General features: G+C 71.6%; 19 protein-coding genes and 1 tRNA gene. 11 read left to right on the plus strand and 9 right to left on the minus strand.

All coding sequences use genetic code 11. The features are described from left to right. Window positions 1-11: 11 nt before the first annotated feature. From ACH47X_RS24600 to ACH47X_RS24610, 3 genes are read right to left on the minus strand one after another with little or no spacing between them, the layout of a single operon-like run. Window positions 12-1,127 carry an aromatic acid exporter family protein gene (locus ACH47X_RS24600; protein WP_397407757.1) on the minus strand — a complete coding sequence of 372 codons (1,116 nt, stop codon included), beginning with the start codon at window positions 1,125-1,127 and terminating at the stop codon, window positions 12-14. Window positions 1,128-1,160: 33 nt separating this feature from the next. Further along, a complete protein-coding gene (gene ygfZ, locus ACH47X_RS24605) occupies window positions 1,161-2,312 on the minus strand; it encodes a CAF17-like 4Fe-4S cluster assembly/insertion protein YgfZ (protein WP_397407759.1) in 1,152 nt (383 codons plus the stop codon). 54 nt (window positions 2,313-2,366) lie between these two features. After that, a complete protein-coding gene (locus ACH47X_RS24610; protein WP_397407761.1) occupies window positions 2,367-2,981 on the minus strand; it encodes an FABP family protein in 615 nt (204 codons plus the stop codon). Window positions 2,982-3,131: 150 nt separating this feature from the next. Here ACH47X_RS24610 and ACH47X_RS24615 point away from each other — a divergent pair, with 150 nt between their 5' ends. Then, complete coding sequence (locus ACH47X_RS24615) at window positions 3,132-3,491, plus strand: DsrE family protein (protein WP_036961069.1); 360 nt, start codon at window positions 3,132-3,134, stop codon at window positions 3,489-3,491. A gap of 7 nt (window positions 3,492-3,498) precedes the next feature. Here the strand turns inward: ACH47X_RS24615 and ACH47X_RS24620 are convergent, their stop codons facing one another. Both ACH47X_RS24620 and ACH47X_RS24625 read right to left on the minus strand, forming a co-directional pair. Then, window positions 3,499-3,939 (minus strand): DUF4395 domain-containing protein, encoded by a 441-nt coding sequence (locus tag ACH47X_RS24620; RefSeq protein WP_020017899.1) that lies wholly within the window; start codon window positions 3,937-3,939, stop codon window positions 3,499-3,501. After that, complete coding sequence (locus tag ACH47X_RS24625; protein ID WP_397407763.1) at window positions 3,936-4,373, minus strand: thioredoxin family protein; 438 nt, start codon at window positions 4,371-4,373, stop codon at window positions 3,936-3,938. The genes ACH47X_RS24620 and ACH47X_RS24625 overlap by 4 nt, the downstream gene beginning before the upstream one ends. 244 nt (window positions 4,374-4,617) lie before the next feature. On the opposite strand from ACH47X_RS24625, the gene ACH47X_RS24630 reads away from it, so the two are divergent. Further along, entirely contained in the window at window positions 4,618-5,277 is a 660-nt protein-coding gene (locus ACH47X_RS24630; protein WP_026366138.1) for a YceI family protein, read from the plus strand. Between the two features lie 20 nt (window positions 5,278-5,297). On the opposite strand, the gene ACH47X_RS24635 is transcribed toward ACH47X_RS24630, so the two are convergent. Next, window positions 5,298-6,038, minus strand: coding sequence for a hypothetical protein (locus tag ACH47X_RS24635; protein ID WP_142040651.1), 741 nt, complete (start codon window positions 6,036-6,038; stop codon window positions 5,298-5,300). Between the two features lie 275 nt (window positions 6,039-6,313). On the opposite strand from ACH47X_RS24635, the gene ACH47X_RS24640 reads away from it, so the two are divergent. Together ACH47X_RS24640 and ACH47X_RS24645 are read left to right on the plus strand one after the other, a co-directional pair. Next, entirely contained in the window at window positions 6,314-7,102 is a 789-nt protein-coding gene (locus tag ACH47X_RS24640; protein ID WP_397407766.1) for a winged-helix domain-containing protein, read from the plus strand. Window positions 7,103-7,153: 51 nt separating this feature from the next. After that, entirely contained in the window at window positions 7,154-8,071 is a 918-nt protein-coding gene (locus tag ACH47X_RS24645) for an alpha/beta fold hydrolase (RefSeq protein ID WP_397407768.1), read from the plus strand. Here the strand turns inward: ACH47X_RS24645 and nth are convergent, their stop codons facing one another. Beyond that, the gene (nth, locus tag ACH47X_RS24650; RefSeq protein WP_397407770.1) at window positions 8,072-8,839 is read right to left on the minus strand and encodes an endonuclease III; all 768 of its coding nucleotides are present in this window, start codon (window positions 8,837-8,839) and stop codon (window positions 8,072-8,074) included. Between the two features lie 218 nt (window positions 8,840-9,057). On the opposite strand from nth, the gene ACH47X_RS24655 reads away from it, so the two are divergent. The 4 genes from ACH47X_RS24655 to ACH47X_RS24670 all read left to right on the plus strand — a co-directional run bounded on the left by ACH47X_RS24655 (window position 9,058) and on the right by ACH47X_RS24670 (window position 13,555). Further along, on the plus strand, window positions 9,058-10,590 hold the full coding sequence (locus tag ACH47X_RS24655) for an MmgE/PrpD family protein (protein WP_397407772.1): 1,533 nt from the start codon (window positions 9,058-9,060) through the stop codon (window positions 10,588-10,590). Next, entirely contained in the window at window positions 10,590-11,495 is a 906-nt protein-coding gene (gene prpB, locus ACH47X_RS24660; protein ID WP_397407774.1) for a methylisocitrate lyase, read from the plus strand. Before ACH47X_RS24655 ends, prpB begins: the two co-directional genes overlap by 1 nt. 26 nt (window positions 11,496-11,521) lie before the next feature. After that, on the plus strand, window positions 11,522-12,637 hold the full coding sequence (locus tag ACH47X_RS24665) for a bifunctional 2-methylcitrate synthase/citrate synthase (protein WP_397407776.1): 1,116 nt from the start codon (window positions 11,522-11,524) through the stop codon (window positions 12,635-12,637). Between the two features lie 240 nt (window positions 12,638-12,877). Continuing rightward, entirely contained in the window at window positions 12,878-13,555 is a 678-nt protein-coding gene (locus ACH47X_RS24670; protein ID WP_377219151.1) for a Crp/Fnr family transcriptional regulator, read from the plus strand. Window positions 13,556-13,615: 60 nt separating this feature from the next. Here the strand turns inward: ACH47X_RS24670 and ACH47X_RS24675 are convergent, their stop codons facing one another. Then, the gene (locus ACH47X_RS24675) at window positions 13,616-14,554 is read right to left on the minus strand and encodes a metallophosphoesterase (RefSeq protein ID WP_397407779.1); all 939 of its coding nucleotides are present in this window, start codon (window positions 14,552-14,554) and stop codon (window positions 13,616-13,618) included. A 5-nt stretch (window positions 14,555-14,559) separates the two neighbouring features. Next, window positions 14,560-16,938 (minus strand): transglycosylase domain-containing protein, encoded by a 2,379-nt coding sequence (locus ACH47X_RS24680; protein WP_397407781.1) that lies wholly within the window; start codon window positions 16,936-16,938, stop codon window positions 14,560-14,562. Between the two features lie 109 nt (window positions 16,939-17,047). On the opposite strand from ACH47X_RS24680, the gene ACH47X_RS24685 reads away from it, so the two are divergent. From ACH47X_RS24685 to ACH47X_RS24695, 3 genes are all read left to right on the plus strand, one after another. After that, window positions 17,048-17,215, plus strand: coding sequence for a DUF4177 domain-containing protein (locus ACH47X_RS24685; protein WP_020017885.1), 168 nt, complete (start codon window positions 17,048-17,050; stop codon window positions 17,213-17,215). Beyond that, window positions 17,212-17,679: a RidA family protein gene (locus ACH47X_RS24690; RefSeq protein ID WP_397407783.1), complete on the plus strand. Its 468-nt coding sequence runs from the start codon at window positions 17,212-17,214 to the stop codon at window positions 17,677-17,679. The genes ACH47X_RS24685 and ACH47X_RS24690 overlap by 4 nt, the downstream gene beginning before the upstream one ends. Window positions 17,680-17,812: 133 nt before the next feature. Continuing rightward, a tRNA-Pro gene (locus ACH47X_RS24695) sits at window positions 17,813-17,889 on the plus strand. Window positions 17,890-18,127 lie beyond the last annotated feature (238 nt).

Genomic DNA, 18,127 nt, shown 5'->3' on the forward strand with positions numbered 1-18,127 from the left:
ACAACCGCGCGCTACAGCTCCGGCAGCGCCTCGCGAGCCTCGCCCGGGCCGGCGCCCGACGCCTCCAGGGCGTCGACGACCGGCGAGCGCAGGAGCATCACGAGGGACTGGACCTGCCAGTCGCCCTCGCCCACGGTCCGCGGGTCCAGCTGGGCGGCCAGGGCAGTCAGCAGCTCACGCCCGCGGGCGCCGTCGCCCCCCGAGCCGAAGTCGGAGGCGAGGAGCCGCACACCGGACGCGAAGCCCTCGACCAGCTCTGCGACCGGCTGGACGTCGTGGTCCCCCTCAACCACCGGGAGCACGCGGCGGGCCAGCACCCGCACGGACCGCATCACGCGGTCCACGAGCACCGCCTGGTCCTCCAACCGGGCCAGCTCGCCGCGGTGGATGCGGCCCACCGAGATCCGCGCCAGCTCGCGGGCGTCGCGGGCGGCCTCCTGCCACTCCGCGAGCACCGGCTCCGAAGCCCGGCCGCGCACGAGCGCCGCGCGGACGTCGTCGGCGTCGTCCGACCGCAGGCCGCGGGCGAGCGTCTCCAGGGTCTCGGCCAGCTCGGTCACGGCACGCTCGGCGAGCGCCCGCGGACGGCGCCGGGTGTCGCCCGGGGTGAGCAGCGCGACCGTGAGCGCGACGGCGCCACCGACCAGAGCGTCGGTCCACCGCCCGAGGGGCCCCCCGGAGACCTGCGGCAGGCCCACCACGATGATCGCCTGGACCCCGGCCTGCGTGACCAGCAGCGCACCCCGGTCGATGAACCGCGCGGCGACGGCGGAGATGAACAGCACCAGGCTGAGCTGCCACCAGCCGGAGCCGATCAGGTGCACGATCAGGTCGCCCATGGCGACGCCGACCGCCACGCCCACGGCCATCTCGGACACCCGGCGCACGTCCCGCTGCGCGGTGAACCCGAGCAGCACCCAGGCCGCGACGGGCGCGAAGAAGGGCTGCTCGTGCCCCAGCACGTACCGCGCGATCAGGTACGCGACGCCGGCGGCGAGCGAGGCCTGTGCGATCGGGATCAGGCTCGCCCGCGCGCGGGTCCAGCCCTGCCGCAGCCGGGTGCGCAGCATGAGCGTGCGCATGGCCTTGCGCCACATCTCGTCGGCGGGGCCGGGCAGTGAGGTCACGGTGGCATCCTGCCACCCGCCCTCACGGGTGCGTCAGATGAGGCTGGCCGGGCCGCGCAGGCCGGGGGTCAGCGGGCCGTGGGACTCCGGCCGGTCCACGGACATGCCGTCGCCGGGCACCACGATCTCCTGCGCCGCCGACACCTCGATGGCCTGCCCCGAGACATCGCCCGAGACGAGGAGCTCGGCATCCTCCGGGACGTTGCGCTTGAGCACGGCCAGGCCGATGGGCCCCAGCTCGTGGTGGCGGGCCATCGACGTGAGGGTGCCGACGACCTTGCCGGGAGCGCCGTCCGCCCCGGGCAGACGCACCTCCGCGCCCGCCTCCGGGAGCAGGTGCTGGGAGCCGTCGAGGTGCAGCATGACCAGGCGCCGCGGCGGGCGGCCGAGGTTGTGCACCCGGGCGACCGTCTCCTGGCCGCGGTAGCAGCCCTTGTTGATGTGCACGGCGGTGCGCAGCCAGTCCAGCTCGTGCGGGATGGTGCGGCCGTCGACCTCGCGCGCGAGACGCGGGCGCCAGGCCTCGACCCGCAGGGCCTCGGTGGCCCAGGTACCGGCGAGCGGCCAGCCCGCGGACTCACGGGCCGCGACCTCGGACTCCAGGTCGGCGCGCGGCACCAGCACGAGCCGCCACGGCCGCATCGCGCCCGGGTGCTCGCCCTCGGCCGGGCCGTACCGCGTGCCCCCGCCGACGACGTTCGGCCAGGCGTCGTGCCAGGTGACCGGCTCGCCCTCCGCGCCCTCGGCGGCCACGGGCTCGCCGATCGCAGCCCACTCGTCCGTGACGTCGGTGATCTCGACGCGCAGCATGAACTTCATGCGGTCGAGCCAGCCGGCCAGGCCGGGCGCCGCCTCGCGCTCGGTGATCAGCCAGGTGGCCTCGCCGTCGTCCACCACGCCCGCGACGTGCTCGATGTGGCCCTGCGGCGACAGGACGAGCAGCTCCGTGCTGGTCCGGGGCGCGAGGCCCTCGAGCTGCTGGGAGGTGATCGAGTGCAGCCAGCTCAGCCGGTCGGGCCCGGCCACGCGGACGATCCCGAGGTGCGACTGGTCGACGACGGCCCCGCCGCGCGACAGCGCGCGCTGCTCGGCCGTCGGGTCGCCGTAGTGCCAGGCGACCCCGGCGTCGGGCCCGGCGGCGGCGACCGCGCCGCGCCGGCTCAGCAGGGGGCTCTCGTAATCCATGCTCACCTCAGGTGCAGCGTCGGGAACGGGCGGGGCATTCCCGCCGGTGTTCGGTTACTGCCGGTCCAGCTCGGCCGAGGCGTAGGAACGCAGCGGCTCGCCGAACGCGGCGAGCTCCTCGACCCACAGCAGCCGGCCCTGCACCAGGCCGTACAGCCGCTTGGAGGCGCGCACCTCGGATGCCGTCGACGTCCGCGCGATCGCATCCGAGGCGAGGTCGATCCGCCCGTTGCCCGCGGCGCCGATGTAGACGGTGATGCGCCCGGAGGCGTCAGCCACGAGCACCTCGAGCGCGTGCTTGTTCTCCTCGAGCCCCTCGGGGCGGTCGGTGGACACACGCCAGTAGCCGGTCTCGGTCGACCAGACCGTCCCGGGCCCGCCCACCTCGGCGGTCTCCGGCGCCTCGGCCTCGGCGTCCGTCGGGTCCGCCACGGGGGCCGGCCACTCGCCGTCGGCGGGCAGCTTGTCGGGGACGACGCTCTCCAGGACCCGAAGCGTGGACTCGAACCGCAGGTAGGGGCCGCCGTCGTGGTCGAAGACCAGGTCCTGCACGAAGGTCTTCTTGCCGACGCCGGGGTAGTCGATCACACCCTCGCCGCGCCAGCGGCCGACCAGCCAGGCCAGCGGGTAGACCTCGGGCGAGAGACCGTCCGGGAAGGTGAACGTCATCAGCGCTGGCCGGTGTACAGCTTGTAGACGACGTAGCCGGCGAACCAGGCGACCGCGACTGCGACCGCCACGATGAGGCCGGTGAAGATGAGCTCAAGGGCGTGGATCGACATGGTGCCGATCCTAACGTCCACCGCCTACAGTCGGCCCATGCGCCAGCTCGTGATCAAGACCACCTCAGGCCTGGACCGCCCCGAGGCCACCAACCAGGCTTTCACCGTGGCCGCCGCGGCCGTCGCGTCGGGCGCGGAGGTGAGCCTGTGGCTCACCGGCGAGTCCGCCTGGCTCGCGCTGCCCGGCCGCGCGGCCGAGCTCGAGCTGGAGCACGCGACGCCCCTGCCCGACCTGATCGAGGTGATCCTGTCGGCCGGGACCGTCACGGTCTGCACGCAGTGCGCGGCGCGGCGCGGCATCACCGAGGCCGACGTGCTGCCCGGAGTCCGGATCGCGGGCTCGGCCCTGTTCACCGAGGAGATCCTGCGCGACGGCGCCCAGGCACTCGTCTACTAGGCGGCGCTCAGGCGCGGACCAGGCCGGACCGCCGGAGCAGCAGGTACAGCTCGCACCCGAGGCACAGCCCGACGACGGCGTTGAGCGCGGCGGCGACGAAGGCCGCCGCGGCCGCGATCGGCACCGCCGGCAGCACACCGAAGAAGCCGAGGATCACGCCCACGCCGGTGACGAACAGGCCGACGCCCTGCGCGAAGCGCGGCGGGCGGCGGTCCTCCATCTCCGTGGGCGGGCCGAGCCGCGGCCGCACGAACCGCTTGTAGAGCATGCCCTGCCACGAGCCCTCGGCGCCGCGCACCGTGCCGAGCACGAAGCTCAGCATGATGAACGTCAGCAGCCACAGCCCCGCGGTGCTCGCACCCAGCAGGACGACGGCGGCCAGGAGCACCGCCGTGATGCTCGCCCCGACCCGCGGCCCGCGCGGGTCGATCCCCTTGCTCGCGTTCATGAGCGCGCTTCCCCCTCTGTCTCCAGCGCCCCCTTGGACACCCGGCTCAGCGCCTGCCGCGCCTGGGTGTCCGAGACGACGCCGCTCATCCGGGCGACCTCGCGCCCACCGCCGTCGACCACCAGGACCGTGGGCGTGCGGAGCACGCCGAGGGTGCGCACCAGGTCGAGGTGGTCGTCGACGAGCACCTCGCGGTGCGCGACGCCGTCACCCTTGCCGGTCAGCCCTCCGAGCACCCGTGACGTGGAGCGGCACGCGGCACACACCTCGGCGGAGAACTGCACGAAGGTCACCCGGTCGGCCAGCGCGATCCCGGAGGACGCCCAGTCGATGCCGACCGGGGTCTCACGGGGTGCACGGACAGCCCCCTGCCGCGCCGACCACCACACGCCGAGCACTGCCGTGCCCAGCACGAGCACGACCAGCGCAATCACCTGTCCCAACATTTAGCCCACCCTGCCGTGCCTCGCTCGTCCAGACAAGTCCTGATCCGCGATATGGATGGGCAATGAGGCCGGTCACAGTGGGGGCACCTGACCTTCTCGGGTGCCCGTCCACATGATTCCCTGGTCTGCACAACCCGTCGGAGCAGTATTTCTGGTGCCGAAACGCCACCCGGCCCGACGAGGCCCCGGTGGTAGCGTGCATGCATCCGCATATATAGGAGAATTGTCTAGGATGGAAGTTTTGCCAACTCGAACGTGGAATGGTCTGACCATTCCGGCGGCCGGGGTGTACCAGATCGACCAGAACCACAAGCGGCTCGGCTTCCTCGCCATGCACATGATGGTCAGCCCCGTCCGGGGCGAGTTCGCCGAGGGCACCGCGACGGTCACCGTCGGTGAGGACCCCCTGATGTCGCAGGTCACCTGCACCATCCAGGCAGCTTCCGTGGACACGCACGTGGGCGAGCGCGACACGCACCTGCGCAGCGCCGACTTCCTCGACGTGGAGAACCACCCCACCATCGAGTTCCGCAGCACCGGGTTCCGGATGCGCACCCAGGTGGACCCGATCTTCTCGTGGGCGCGCCTCAAGGCCGGCACCGCGGGCCGGCGGCCGCACGACCCGACCCAGGCGGACGGCTCGTTCACCAAGTTCGTCATGGACGGCCTGCTGACCGTGCGCGGCACGACGCGTCCGGTCACGCTGGAGTGCGAGTTCGGCGGCGTGGGGCACGACCCTTACGGGCAGGACATCTTCGGCTTCCACGGCAGCTGCGAGATCGAGCGCGAGGAGTGGGGCCTGCTCTGGAACGTCGCGCTCGAGGCAGGCGGCGTCCTGGTCGCCAAGAAGGTCCGGATCGAGATCGCGGGCGAGATGATCCGCCAGTCCTGAGGCGGACCGGGCCGGTCACCTCAGAGGATGACCATCCGACCCACGACGAACACGAAGATGCCGCACACCGCGACGGGCAGCGCGGCCGCCGAGAGCCCGGCCAGGCGCGCGCCGCGAGCGGGCAGCCGCTCGAGCAGCAGGTGCAGCGCACCCACCACGATGCCCGCGACCAGGCCGCACCAGAGGCCGCTCACGGTGTCGATGTTCGGCAGCAGCGTGCCGGCCGCCCCACCCACCACCACGGCGGCGACGGCGGAGATGCCGAGCGCCACCCAGCCACGCACCGGCAGCGCCGACACCGCCGCCGCGACCGCGAGCGCCACCGCGCTGGTCACGACGAGAGCGGCCCCGGCGTCGGACCGGGCGGCGGCGATCCAGCCGGCGGCGGAGATCGCCACGACGACGCCGGCCACGGTGCCCGAGACGGACTCGGTGAGCTGGGGGCGCCCGTCGCGCCGGAGCATCTGCGCGATGAAGGCGAGCACCACGGCGCCCGCCAGCACCATCGGCAGGTGCCGCAGCACGGGCTCGCCCTGGGTGAAGTACACGGCGCCCGCACCCCCCAGGCCGCAGAGCGCCACGACCACCCGGGTGCTCCCGGACGCGGGCAGGCGCAGCAGCGACGGCCACCCCAGCGCGACGAGGACCACCAGGACCACGACCGCGCCCACCAGGGGCAGGGGCCGGGGCTGGACGTAGGACGCGGCGGCGACGAGGGCCGCGAGCGCGGCGGTCGTCACGGCGCGGGTGGAGACGGACACGGCTCAGAGTTTTCCAGAGAGTTCACGAGTTGCCTCAATCGCGGCGCGGAAGGCCCGATATCCCGGGCCTGAGCGAGACGAGCAACACTCGCGTCATGCGAACGTCACGGCTCCTGACCAGCATGGTGGTGCTCAGGAAAAGGGCGTGTAACATGCACGCAACAAGCAACAGGGCAGACTTCCGCAGAGCCAGTTGGACGCGACGGACGTCTCGCTGCAGCGAGACCCGAGCCAGGGACGGTAGCAGGACGCCGGTTCCGAGAGGAGGTGCGTCAATGGCAGAGCTGTTGATCCTCACGCCCGCCACCGGCGGGTCGGCCGAGGTACTGCCCGCACTGGGACTGCTGTCCCATCGGGTGCGGGTGCTCCCGATGGAGCCCTCCGCGCTCGTCGACGCCCCGGACGCGGACGTCGTGCTGCTGGATGCCCGCCGCGACCTGGTCGCGGCCCGCACCACCTGCCGCCTGCTGCACGCCACCGGCCTGACGGTGCCGCTCGTCCTGATCCTCACCGAGGGCGGCCTGACGGTCGTGACCCACGAGTGGGGTGCCGATGACCTCCTGCTGGAGTCGGCGTCGCCCGCCGAGGTCGAGGCGCGGCTGCGTCTCGTGGTGGAGCGCTCGGCGCGTGGCCCGGCCGAGGAGTCGCAGCAGGAGATCTCCGCGGGCGAGCTCGCGATCGACGCCGGCGGGTACACCGCCCGGCTCCGCGGCCGCCCCATCGACCTGACCTACAAGGAGTTCGAGCTCCTCAAGTACCTGGTGCAGCACCCGGGCCGCGTGTTCACGCGGGCCCAGCTGCTGCAGGAGGTCTGGGGCTACGACTACTACGGGGGCACCCGCACGGTCGACGTGCACGTGCGGCGCCTGCGCGCCAAGCTCGGCCCCGAGCACGAGCAGCTCATCGGCACGGTGCGCAACGTGGGCTACCGGTTCGACCCGCCCAAGGAGCGCGCGGTCGAGGAGCCACCGGCACCGGAGAACAAGCCGGCGTCCGACGCCAAGCAGGCCGAGGACCCGAACGGCGGCCCCGCCGGGAAGCGCGTGGCGCAGGCCGGGAACTGACCCGGCCCCGAACCCGGGCAGACCACGCGGTGAGCACGTAAATTCGTAGCTGTGACCGCACTCTCGGCCAGAACGGCCGTCCGCACGGCAGCCGCCAGCGACTACGCGTGCGCCCTCGTCGAGGGGCCGTGGCAGCACGAGTTCGTGTCCTCCGGCGGCTCCCGCTTCCACGTGGCGGTCGCCGGGCCCGAGGGCCGTTCCGCTCCCCTGGTGCTCCTGCTGCACGGTTACCCGCAGTTCTGGTGGGCGTGGCGCGCGCAGATACCCGCCCTGGCCGACGCCGGCTACCGCGTCGCCGCGATGGACGTGCGTGGCGTGGGTGGTTCGGACAAGCCGCCGTCGGGCTACGCGGTGCCCGCCCGGGCGGCCGACGTCGCCGGCGTGGTGCGCTCGCTCGGACGCGAGCAGGCGGTGGTCGTGGGGCACGGCACGGGCGGCACGCTCGCCTGGGCCGTCGCGTCCCTCCACCCGGGCACGACGACGGCGGTCGCCGCGCTGGCGAGCCCGCACCCCGCCAGGGTGCGCCCGCGCGACGGCGGGGCGCTCACGCCCGCCGCCCTGCGCGCGCTCGCGTTCGTGCAGGTCCCGACACTGCCGGAGCGGGCGCTGATCAAGGGCGACCTGGTGCGCCGCACCCTCGACCTGGGGGCGGGCGCCCCGCTGCCCGATGACGTCGTGGACCTCTACCGGGCCGTCATGCGCATCCCGTTCGCCGCGCACTCCGCGGCCGAGGCCCTGCGCTGGGCGGTGCGGTCGAGGCCCCGGATGGACGGGCGCCGGTTCGGCGCCGCGCTGCGCCGCCCGCTGGAGGTGCCCGCGCTGCAGGTCCAGGGGGGCCTGGACGGGTTCCTGCGGCCCGATCGCGCGGACGTGGACGAGCTGGTCCCCGGGGCCGGGCACTTCCTCCCCGAGGAGGCACCCGACCGGGTCAACGAGATCCTGCTGGACTGGCTGGCGCGGGTGGCGTAGCTACTTCAGCGGCAGGCCCGCCAGGGCCGAGCGCTCGGGCGCGGGCCGCACCAGCTTGGCCGCCTTGTCGGGGTCGGTCTCGCCCGCCCCGTAGGACGGGCACAGGTCCTTGATGCTGCACGCCCCGCACGCCGGGGTGCGGGCCAGGCACACGCGCCGCCCGTGCCACACGAGGTGGTGGCTGAGCATCGTCCAGTCCTTCTTCGGGAACAGCTCGCCCACCTCGGCCTCGACCTTCACCGGGTCCTCCTCGGTGGTCAGGCCCAGGCGGCGCGCCACCCTCCCGAAGTGCGTGTCCACCGTGATCCCGGGTACCCCGAACGCGTTGCCGAGCACCACGTTCGCCGTCTTGCGCCCCACGCCGGGCAGCGTGACCAGATCTTTCAGCTTTCCCGGGACCTCGCCGTCGAACCGCTCGACGAGCGCCTTGCCCAGACCGATCACGGCCCGGGCCTTGGCCCGGAAGAAGCCGAGCGGCCGCAGGATCTCCTCGAGCTCCTCCGGGTTGGCCTCCGCGTAGGCCTGCGCGTCGGGGTACATGACGAACAGCTCGGGCGTGGTCTGGTTGACGCGGACGTCGGTGGTCTGCGCGCTCAGCACGGTCGCCACCAACAGCTCCAGGGGCGTGCGGAAGTCCAGCTCGGCCCGCGCGTCCGGATAGGTCTGCGCGAGCGTGCGGTTGATGCGCCGCGCCCGGCGCACGAGCGCCAGCCTGCTCTCCGGCGCATTCTTGGAGTGCTTCTCGGATTCGCGTTCGCTGACGGTCACGTCGCCACACTAACGATCCCCACTGACATCGGGCCGGGGATCGCCGGCACCGGGAACTTGGCACGGGTCTGGTCCGTGTACCTAGGACGCGGAGTATGAGAAGGTCAAGGACGCATCCGCCGTCCACCAGCCGAGCGGTCGCGACCCGATGCCCGCCCGACGGTCCGGGCAGACCGACGGACCACACGACGGTCCACGTGAATCGAGGAAGAGTCACCATGCCGTACACGCACCACCTGCGCGTCTACCCGTCCGCCGAGCCGCTCAAGCGCACCGACCAGCTCGCCTGGAAGCTCGCGGAGCTCGCCACCGACACCGTCGAGCCCACGGCCGAGGTCACCGACATGGTGATCAACCGCGTGATCGACAACGCCGCGGTCGCGGCGGCCAGCCTCACGCGCGGCCCCGCCGTCGCCGCCCGGTCGCAGGCGCAGGCGCACCCGTACACGCCCGGCTCCACCGTCTTCGGCCTCGACGCCGAGGCCACGAGCAGCCCCGAGTGGGCGGCATGGGCCAACGGAGTCGCCGTCCGCGAGCTCGACTTCCACGACACCTTCCTCGCGGCCGAGTACTCCCACCCGGGCGACAACATCCCGCCGATCCTCGCGGTGGCCCAGCACGCCGGCCGCGACGGCCGGGACCTGGTACGCGGCATCGTGACCGGCTACGAGATCCAGGTGGACCTGGTCCGCGCGATCAGCCTGCACAAGCACAAGATCGACCACGTGGCGCACCTCGGACCGTCGGCGGCGGCCGGCATCGGCACGCTGCTCGGGCTGGACACCGAGACGGTGTTCCAGGCGATCGGCCAGGCCCTGCACACCACGACCGCCACGCGGCAGAGCCGCAAGGGCCAGATCTCCACGTGGAAGGCGCACGCGCCGGCCTTCGCGGGCAAGCTCGCGGTCGAGGCCGTGGACCGCGCGATGCGCGGCCAGACCTCTCCCGAGCCGATCTACGAGGGCGAGGACGGCGTGGTCGCCTGGCTCCTGGACGGGCCGGACGCGGCCTACGACGTCGTGCTCCCCGAGGCCGGCGAGCCGCGCACGGGCATCCTCGACACGTACACCAAGGAGCACTCCGCGGAGTACCAGGCGCAGGCCATCATCGACATGGCCCGCGCGCTGGGCAACGAGCGCCCCGAGCTGCGCGACCCGGCGAACATCGTCTCGATCGTGCTGCACACCAGCCACCACACGCACTACGTGATCGGCTCCGGCGCGAACGACCCGCAGAAGTACGACCCGACGGCGTCGCGCGAGACCCTGGACCACTCGGTGCCCTACATCTTCACGGTCGCGCTGCAGGACGGCGGCTGGCACCACGTGGACTCCTACGCTCCCGAGCGCGCGCAGCGACCCGACACGGTCGAGCTGTGGCGCAAGGTCACCACGGCCGAGGACGCGGAGTGGACGCGCCGCTACCACTCGACCGACCCCGCGGAGAAGGCTTTCGGCGGCCGCGTCGAGATCACGCTGACCAGCGGGGAGACGGTGACCCGCGAGATCGCCGTCGCGGACGCGCACCCGCTGGGCGCCCGCCCGTTCGCCCGCGCGAACTACGTCGCCAAGTTCCGCACCCTGGCCGGCGGTGTCCTGACGGACGCCGAGATCGAGCGCTTCCTCGACCTGGCCGAGCGACTGCCGGAGCTCACGCCCGCCGAGGTCCGCGAGCTCACGATCGTGGCGGCGCCCGGGGTGCTGGACACCGTGGCGGCCCCGACGGGCCTGTTCGAGCTGGGGCGTGCCTGATGCTCAACTCGCACCTCACCCCCGCCGCGAAGCGCCGCGCCTTCCGCGAGGCGCTCGCCGGGCCGGACCTGCTGCGGCTCCCGGGCGCGTTCAACCCGCTGAGCGCCAAGCTCATCCAGGACAAGGGGTTCGACGGCGTCTACGTCTCCGGCGCGGTGCTGTCCGCCGACCTCGGCCTGCCCGACATCGGCCTGACGACGCTCACCGAGGTGGCCGGCCGGTCCGCGCAGATCGCCCGGGTCACCGACCTGCCCGTGCTCGCCGACGCCGATACCGGGTTCGGCGAGCCCATGAACGTGGCCCGCACGGTCCAGACCATGGAGGACGCCGGCGTAGCCGGCATCCACGTCGAGGACCAGGTCAACCCCAAGCGATGCGGCCACCTCGACGGCAAGGAGGTGGTCGGGCTCGGCGACGCCGTCCGGCGCATCCGGGCCGCCGTCGACGGCCGTCGCGACCCCGACTTCCTGATCATGGCGCGCACCGACGTGCGCGGCACCGAGCCGGGCGAGCGCGGGCTCAGGCTCGCGATCGACCGGGCGAAGGCCCTGGCCGACGCCGGGGCGGACGCGATCTTCCCCGAGGCCATGAAGGACCTCGCCGAGTTCGAGGCCGTCGCCTCGGCCCTCGACGTGCCGGTGCTGGCCAACATGACGGAGTTCGGCAAGTCCGAGCTCTTCACGGCGAAGCAGCTGCACGACGCCGGGGCGCGGCTCGTGATCTACCCCGTCACCCTGCTGCGCATCGCGATGGGTGCCGCCGAACGGGCACTCGACCAGATCGCGGCGTCGGGCACCCAGGCGGACCTGGTTCCCGAGATGCAGACCCGCGCGCGGCTGTACGAGCTGACCGACTACGCGGCCTACAACCACTTCGACTCGAACGTCTTCACCTACCAGCCCTGACTGAGTCTCGACACGAAGGAGTGCTCATGACCGAGACCACGGAGATCCGGAAGGGTCTGGCCGGCGTCGTCGCCGACACGTCGGCCATCTCGAAGGTCAACCCGGACACCAACTCGCTGCTGTACCGGGGCTACCCGGTGCAGGAGCTGGCCGCGAAGAAGTCCTTCGAGGAGGTCGCCTACCTGCTGTGGCACGGCGAGCTGCCGACCCCCGCCCAGCTCACCGAGCAGACGGCGGCCGAGCGGGTGCACCGCGAGCTGCCGGACAACATCCGCGACGCGATCCTCGAGCTGCCCACCGACTGCCACCCCATGGACGTGTGCCGCACCGCGGTGTCGATCCTGGGCGCGCACGACCCACAGGCCGAGGACTCGTCCCCCGAGGCCGAGCTCGCCAAGGCGCTGCGGCTGTGGGCGGTCCTGCCCGCCGTCGTCGCGCTCGACCAGCGCCGTCGTCGGGGCCAGGAGATCGTGCTCCCGCGCGAGGACCTCGGCTATTCCGCCAACTTCCTGTGGATGACGTTCGGGAAGGAGGCCGAGCCCGCCGTCGTGCAGGCGTTCGAGGCCTCGATGGTGCTGTACGCCGAGCACTCGTTCAACGCGTCCACGTTCACCGCGCGCGTCATCACCTCGACGCTCGCCGACCTGCACTCGGCCGTCACGGGCGCCATCGGCGCCCTCAAGGGCCCGCTGCACGGCGGCGCGAACGAGGCCGTGCAGGCCACCTTCGAGGAGATCGGCACGGCCGACAAGGCAGAGGCCTGGCTCGAGGACGCGCTCGCGCAGAAGAAGAAGATCATGGGCTTCGGCCACCGGGTCTACAAGAACGGCGACTCCCGCGTGCCGACCATGCGGGCCGTGCTCGGCGACCTCGCCGCGCACTATGGCGACTCCGCGGTGATCGAGCTGTACGACGCCCTTGAGAACGCCATGGTCAGCCGGAAGAACATCAAGCCCAACCTGGACTACCCCGCCGGGCCGGCGTACCACCTGATCGGGTTCGACACGAACATCTTCACGCCGCTGTTCGTGGCCTCCCGGATCACGGGGTGGACGGCACACATCATGGAGCAGCGGGCCGCCAACTCGCTGATCCGGCCGGTGTGCGAGTACGTCGGACCGGAGCAGCGCGAGGTTCCCTGACCGGTTCCCAGGACGCCCGTTCCGAACTCCCAGGTGGCACCCCTAGGATTTATGGACGGGCGTCCTACTTCGTGCTGGGCAAAGCCGACATCCCGCATGAGGCGGACGATCGCGTCGGGCTGCACGCCACGCGGACGCCACGAGAGACACCGATGACCCGGCAATCTCGTGACATTGAGGCAGACTGAGAGGTGGAAAAGACTGATGGACGAAAGTCCCCGACACGTGAGGACACCACTGGTGGACGACGAAGTCGTACTCTCTGCCCCCCTCTTCGCGGACATGGAAGGCGAGGAGACGCACGCGCTCTTCGAGTCCATGGTGCCCGTGGAGCTGGTCCGGGGTGACGTGCTCTTCCGCGAGGGCGAACCGGGCGACCGGCTGTATGTCATCGCGCAGGGCAAGATCAAGCTGGGTCGCCGGTCGAGCGATGGCCGCGAGAACCTGCTGTCGATCCTGGGCCCGGGCGAGATGTTCGGTGAGCTGTCCCTGTTCGACCCGGGCCCCCGCACGGCGTCGGCCTCGTCCGTCTCTGACTCGGTGGTCTACGAGCTGCGTCACGAGTCGCTCGTGAAGTGGATCGCGGATCACCCGGGTGTCGCGACCCAGCTGCTGGGCGCGCTCGCGCGCCGGCTGCGCCGCACCAACGAGACCCTCGCGGACCTGGTGTTCTCCGACGTCCCCGGCCGCGTCGCCAAGGCGCTGCTGGACCTGTCGACCCGCTTCGGCGAGCCGAACGACGACGGCATCCGCGTGGCGCACGACCTCACGCAGGAGGAGCTGGCGCAGCTCGTCGGTGCCTCCCGCGAGACCGTGAACAAGGCCCTGGCCGACTTCGCGACCCGCGGCTGGGTGCGCCGTGAGGGCCGCGCCGTCGTGCTGCTGGACCTCGACCGGCTGGAGCGCCGGGCGCGCTGAGGCGCGACGAGCAGGAGGCCAGGTGATCCGCTCGGATCACCTGGCCTCCTTGTCGTCCGATCAGACCCCGCGTGCCGTCAGGGTCATCAGCGTCGCCTCAGGGGGGCACGCGAACCGCACCTGGGTGTACGGCGACGTGCCGGCTCCCGCCGAGACGTGCAGCCACGTCGAGTCCTCGCCGCCCTCACGGTCAGGGCGCGGACCGGGCCAGCCGTGCAGGCCGGACGCGCGACCGCGGTCCAGGTCGCAGTTGGTCACGAGGGCGCCGTACCACGGCAGGCACAGCTGCCCACCGTGGGTGTGGCCCGCGATGATCGCGTCGACGTCGTCATCCTTGAGCTGGTTCAGGACCCGCTGGTAGGGCGCGTGCACGACGCCGAGGCGCAGCACGGCGTCCTCCTCGCCCGGCGCCCGGCCCGGCTCGGGCATGACGTCGAGGTCGAGGTGCGGGTCGTCCATGCCGACCAGTCCGACCGTACGCCCGTCACGTAGCTCGACGAGGCCGCGCCGGTTGTCCAGGTCGACCCAGCCGGCGTCGGTGAACGCCTTGCGGAGCGACTCGGTCGGCAGCGGAACCTTCTCGCCGCCCTCGACGCGGGCGTCCGGCAGCAGGTACCGGGCCGGGTTCTTGAACGACGGCGCGTAGTAGTCGTTCGACCCCATGACGAACGCGCCGGGCGCGTCCATGAGCTGGCCCAGGACGTCGAGCAGCGGGGCCAGCGACTGCTGGTGCCCGAAGTTGTCGCCCGTGTTGATCACCAGGTCGGGCTCGAGCGCGGCGAGTGACCGGACCCAGGCCTGCTTGGTGCGCTGGCTCGGGGTCAGGTGCAGGTCGGCGATGTGCAGGATCCGGATCGGGCGCTGCCCCGGGGGCAGCACCGGGACGGTCACCCGGCGCACCCGGAAGAGCTTGCTCTCCAGGTGCGCGTAGGCGATACCGGCGACGGCGATACCCCCGACGATCCCGAGGGCCCTGCCGACGTTACCCAGCGTCCCCATGCGGATCAGTCGTCTCCGCCGTTGTCGCCACCGCCGCCGGGGCCGCCACGACCACCGCCGCCGTTGTCGCCGCCGCCGCCGTTGTCACCACCGCCGTCGCTGTCGCCGCCGTTGCTCCCGCCGCCGTTGTTCCCGCCGTCGTTGCTGTTGCTCGGCTTGGGCGTGACCGGCTGCTTGCCGACGAGCCGGGGGTCGGGGGCCGGGAACGCCGTCTTCGGCAGGCCGGCCACGGCCTGATCCATGTACCGGCGCCACGTGGGCGCGGCGATGGTACCGCCGTACATCGGGCCGACCTTGGCCGAGCTGTCGTACCAGGACATCGCCGGCAGGTACACGTTCATGTGCGGCACGTTGCCGCTTGCCTCGCCCACCCAGACCGAGGTGGAGAGCTCGGGCGTGTAGCCGGTGAACCAGCTCTGCATGGCGTCGTTCGTCGTACCGGTCTTGCCGGCCACGGGGCGGCCGTCGCCGAGGCCCGGGGACAACGCCCAGGCCGTACCGAACGGGCTGGTCTGGAAGACCTTGGTCATGGCGTACGCCACGGTGTTGGCGACCTCGGGCTCCAGCGTCTGCTTGCAGTCTGCCGACGGGACGTCGATGTTCTTGCCCTCGTGGTCCTTGACCTCGAGGATCGCGACGGGGTTGCAGTAGGTGCCGCCCGACGCGAAGGTCGCGAACGCGGCGGCCTGGTTGACCGGCGTCGAGGCCTGGGTGCCGAGGGTCATCGACGCCAGGACGTCGATGTCCTTCTGCTTCGGGTCGTCGATCGTGCGGAACTGCCCGACGCCCTCGTAGGTCAGGCCCGACGTCATCGGCCGGAAGCCGACGTCCCAGGCCGTCTTCTGCACCTGGCAGAGATCGAGCTGCTGCGACATGCGGGCGTACACCGTGTTGAGGGACTGGAAGGTGCCCTGGAGCACGCTCACCGTCCCGCTGGCGGACCCGTCCACGTTCGACACGTTCCACGGCTGGTGCGTGAAGGCGTGCACGCAGCCGTTGGCCGTGAACTCCGTCTCGTAGGCCGAGAAGGAGTTGGCGCTGACGCGGTCCTGGAGCGTGTGCCCGCTGCGCAGCCACTCGGCGAGCACGAACGGCTTGAAGTTGGAGCCCACCTGGAACCCGCGCGAGTTGCCGTGGTTGTAGTCCGCGGAGTAGTTCTGCGCGGTCGTCCGCCCCTCCGACTCTGCCCGGGGGTTGTACGGCACGTTCTGCGCCATCGCCTTGATCTTGCCGGTGCCCGGCTCGACCGAGGTGACCGCGGCCTCGAGGTCGTAGGCGTTGTCGGCCGGAACCGCCTGGCGGATCGTCTTCGCGGCGGCCTTCTGCATCTTGACGTCCATGGTGGTGACGATCCGGAGGCCGCCGCGGTACAGCAGGTCGTACCGGTCCTGACGAGTCTCCCCGAACTCGGGGTTCGCCATGATCTCCTTGATCACGTAGTCGCAGAAGAAGGCCGCGCCACCCGCCGAGTCGCAACCGACCTCGATGGGCTGGACGTCGAGCGTGTCCGCGAGCTTGGTGGCCATCGCCTCGTCGCGCTCGGCGGTGGAGATGTAGCCGAGCTGCCACATCTTCCCGATCACGAGGTTGCGGCGCACCTCCGCGTCCTCGGGGTTGGCCACCGGGTCGAACTGGCTCGGCGCCTTGGTGATGCCGGCGATCGTCGCCGCCTCGACGACCGACAGGTCCTTCGAGGACTTGTTGAAGTAGTGCTGCGAGGCTGTCTCGACGCCGTACACGCTCGTGCCGAACTGCGCGATGTTGAGGTAGCCCTGGAGGATGTCGTCCTTGGACATCTCCTTCTCGATGGCGATCGCGAGCTTCGCCTCGCGCAGCTTTCGGGTGAGCGAGCTCTCGCGGGCCTCCAGCACGCCGAACGTGTCACCGGCCCGGAGGGACTCCTCGATCAGCACGTTCTTCACGTACTGCTGCGTCAGCGTGGACGCGCCCTGGGTGTCACCGCCGCCGAAGTTCTGCAGCGCGGCACGCGAGATGCCCTCGGGGTCCACGCCGCCGTGCGTGTAAAACCGCTCGTCCTCGATGGCGATGACGGCGTTCTTCATGTGCTCGGAGACCTTGTCGAGCGGCACGACGATGCGGTTCTGCTGGTAGAACGTCGCCAGCTTCGTCTTGCCGTCGGACGCGTAGAGCTGCGACTGCTCCGACAGCGGCCCCGGCACCAGCTCGGCGGGCACCTCCTCGAACACCTCGACCCCGGTGTCGACCGCGGTGTCCATGCCGGACGCCAGCGGGATCACCAGCCCGGCCGCGATCACACCACCGGCACCAGCCGTGAGCACGAATGCGAGAAGGAGTCCGATGAGCTGAGCCGCGGGTATGGTCCGAGTGATCCGGCGCGGCTCGCGAGGGTTCGCCATGGCCATGCGCCCAGGTTACGGGGTGTCACTGACAGGGCACGCCGAAAACCGACCCGGCCGGTGTGCAGGTCTCGTGCGGAATCGCCGTCGCCGATCGCGGGCTAGCATCGTCGGCATGGCAACGAAGTGGGAGTACGCGACGATCCCCCTCCTCATTCACAACACCAAGGCGATCCTCGACCAATGGGGCTCGGACGGCTGGGAGCTCGTGCAGGTGGTCCCCGGACCCGACGGCACCGGGCTCGTCGCCTACCTGAAGCGCCCCACGGGCGGTGACGCATGAACCACGAGCAGCGGCTCGCCGAGCTGGGCATCACGCTTCCCGAGGTGGCGGCCCCGGTCGCCGCCTACGTGCCGGCCGTCCAGACCGGCCGCTACGTCTACACGTCCGGCCAGCTCCCCTTCGCGGAGGGCGCGCTGCAGGCCACCGGCAAGGTCGGTGAGGGCGAGGGGCTGGTCTCCCCCGACGACGCCGCGGTCTACGCCCGTACCTGCGCCCTGAACGCGCTGGCGGCCGTCCGGTCGATCACCGGCTCGCTCGACTCGATCTCCCGGATCGTCAAGGTCGTGGGCTTCGTCGCGAGCGACCCGTCGTTCACGGGCCAGCCCGGCGTCATCAACGGCGCCTCCACCGTGCTCGGCGAGATCTTCGGCGACGCCGGTCTGCACGCACGCTCCGCGGTCGGCGTGGCGGTCCTCCCGATGGACTCGCCGGTCGAGGTGGAGCTCGTCGTCGAGCTCGCGTAGCACCCTCACGGGTGGCCCGGAACGGGCGTGATCGGAGCCACTACGGATTCGGTTTCCGTTCCGGGCCATGCGTCGGCTATTCTGAGCAGGCTTCCGCGGAAGGGCTTCGTGCCCGATGCGCGGTGGACTCCATCGGGGTGTGGCGCAGCTTGGTAGCGCGCTTCGTTCGGGACGAAGAGGTCGCAGGTTCAAATCCTGTCACCCCGACCATGTGAAAGGCCCTCCGGCCAGCAGAAATGCTGACCCGGAGGGCCTTTTTCGTGCGTCTGGCGGGTCCCGCGCCCAACCAGGTGGACCGGCCGAGGGACGGGGCCGACGCCGAACCACGTGGGCCCTTCTCCTTCGAGGCCTAAGTGTGATGTTCAGGGAGGTTGTTCAGTCGGGTGATGGGTGGTTGGTTGCCGATCGCTGTGTGGGCTCGGTGGTGGTTGTAGTAGTGCAGCCAGCC

The sequence above is a fragment of the Promicromonospora kroppenstedtii genome, from assembly GCF_044389675.1.
Classification (GTDB): Bacteria; Actinomycetota; Actinomycetes; order Actinomycetales; family Cellulomonadaceae; genus Promicromonospora; species Promicromonospora kroppenstedtii.

Bases quoted from the DNA above. Each gene is read 5' to 3' on its own strand.
- ygfZ (WP_397407759.1), bottom strand. From the start codon at position 2,312: ATGGATTACGAGAGCCCCCTGCTGAGCCGGCGCGGCGCGGTCGCCGCC.
- ACH47X_RS24610 (WP_397407761.1), bottom strand. From the start codon at position 2,981: ATGACGTTCACCTTCCCGGACGGTCTCTCGCCCGAGGTCTACCCGCTG.
- ACH47X_RS24615 (WP_036961069.1), top strand. From the start codon at position 3,132: ATGCGCCAGCTCGTGATCAAGACCACCTCAGGCCTGGACCGCCCCGAG.
- ACH47X_RS24620 (WP_020017899.1), bottom strand. From the start codon at position 3,939: ATGAACGCGAGCAAGGGGATCGACCCGCGCGGGCCGCGGGTCGGGGCG.
- ACH47X_RS24630 (WP_026366138.1), top strand. From the start codon at position 4,618: ATGGAAGTTTTGCCAACTCGAACGTGGAATGGTCTGACCATTCCGGCG.
- ACH47X_RS24640 (WP_397407766.1), top strand. From the start codon at position 6,314: ATGGCAGAGCTGTTGATCCTCACGCCCGCCACCGGCGGGTCGGCCGAG.
- ACH47X_RS24655 (WP_397407772.1), top strand. From the start codon at position 9,058: ATGCCGTACACGCACCACCTGCGCGTCTACCCGTCCGCCGAGCCGCTC.
- prpB (WP_397407774.1), top strand. From the start codon at position 10,590: ATGCTCAACTCGCACCTCACCCCCGCCGCGAAGCGCCGCGCCTTCCGC.
- ACH47X_RS24665 (WP_397407776.1), top strand. From the start codon at position 11,522: ATGACCGAGACCACGGAGATCCGGAAGGGTCTGGCCGGCGTCGTCGCC.
- ACH47X_RS24675 (WP_397407779.1), bottom strand. From the start codon at position 14,554: ATGGGGACGCTGGGTAACGTCGGCAGGGCCCTCGGGATCGTCGGGGGT.
- ACH47X_RS24680 (WP_397407781.1), bottom strand. From the start codon at position 16,938: ATGGCCATGGCGAACCCTCGCGAGCCGCGCCGGATCACTCGGACCATA.
- ACH47X_RS24685 (WP_020017885.1), top strand. From the start codon at position 17,048: ATGGCAACGAAGTGGGAGTACGCGACGATCCCCCTCCTCATTCACAAC.
- ACH47X_RS24690 (WP_397407783.1), top strand. From the start codon at position 17,212: ATGAACCACGAGCAGCGGCTCGCCGAGCTGGGCATCACGCTTCCCGAG.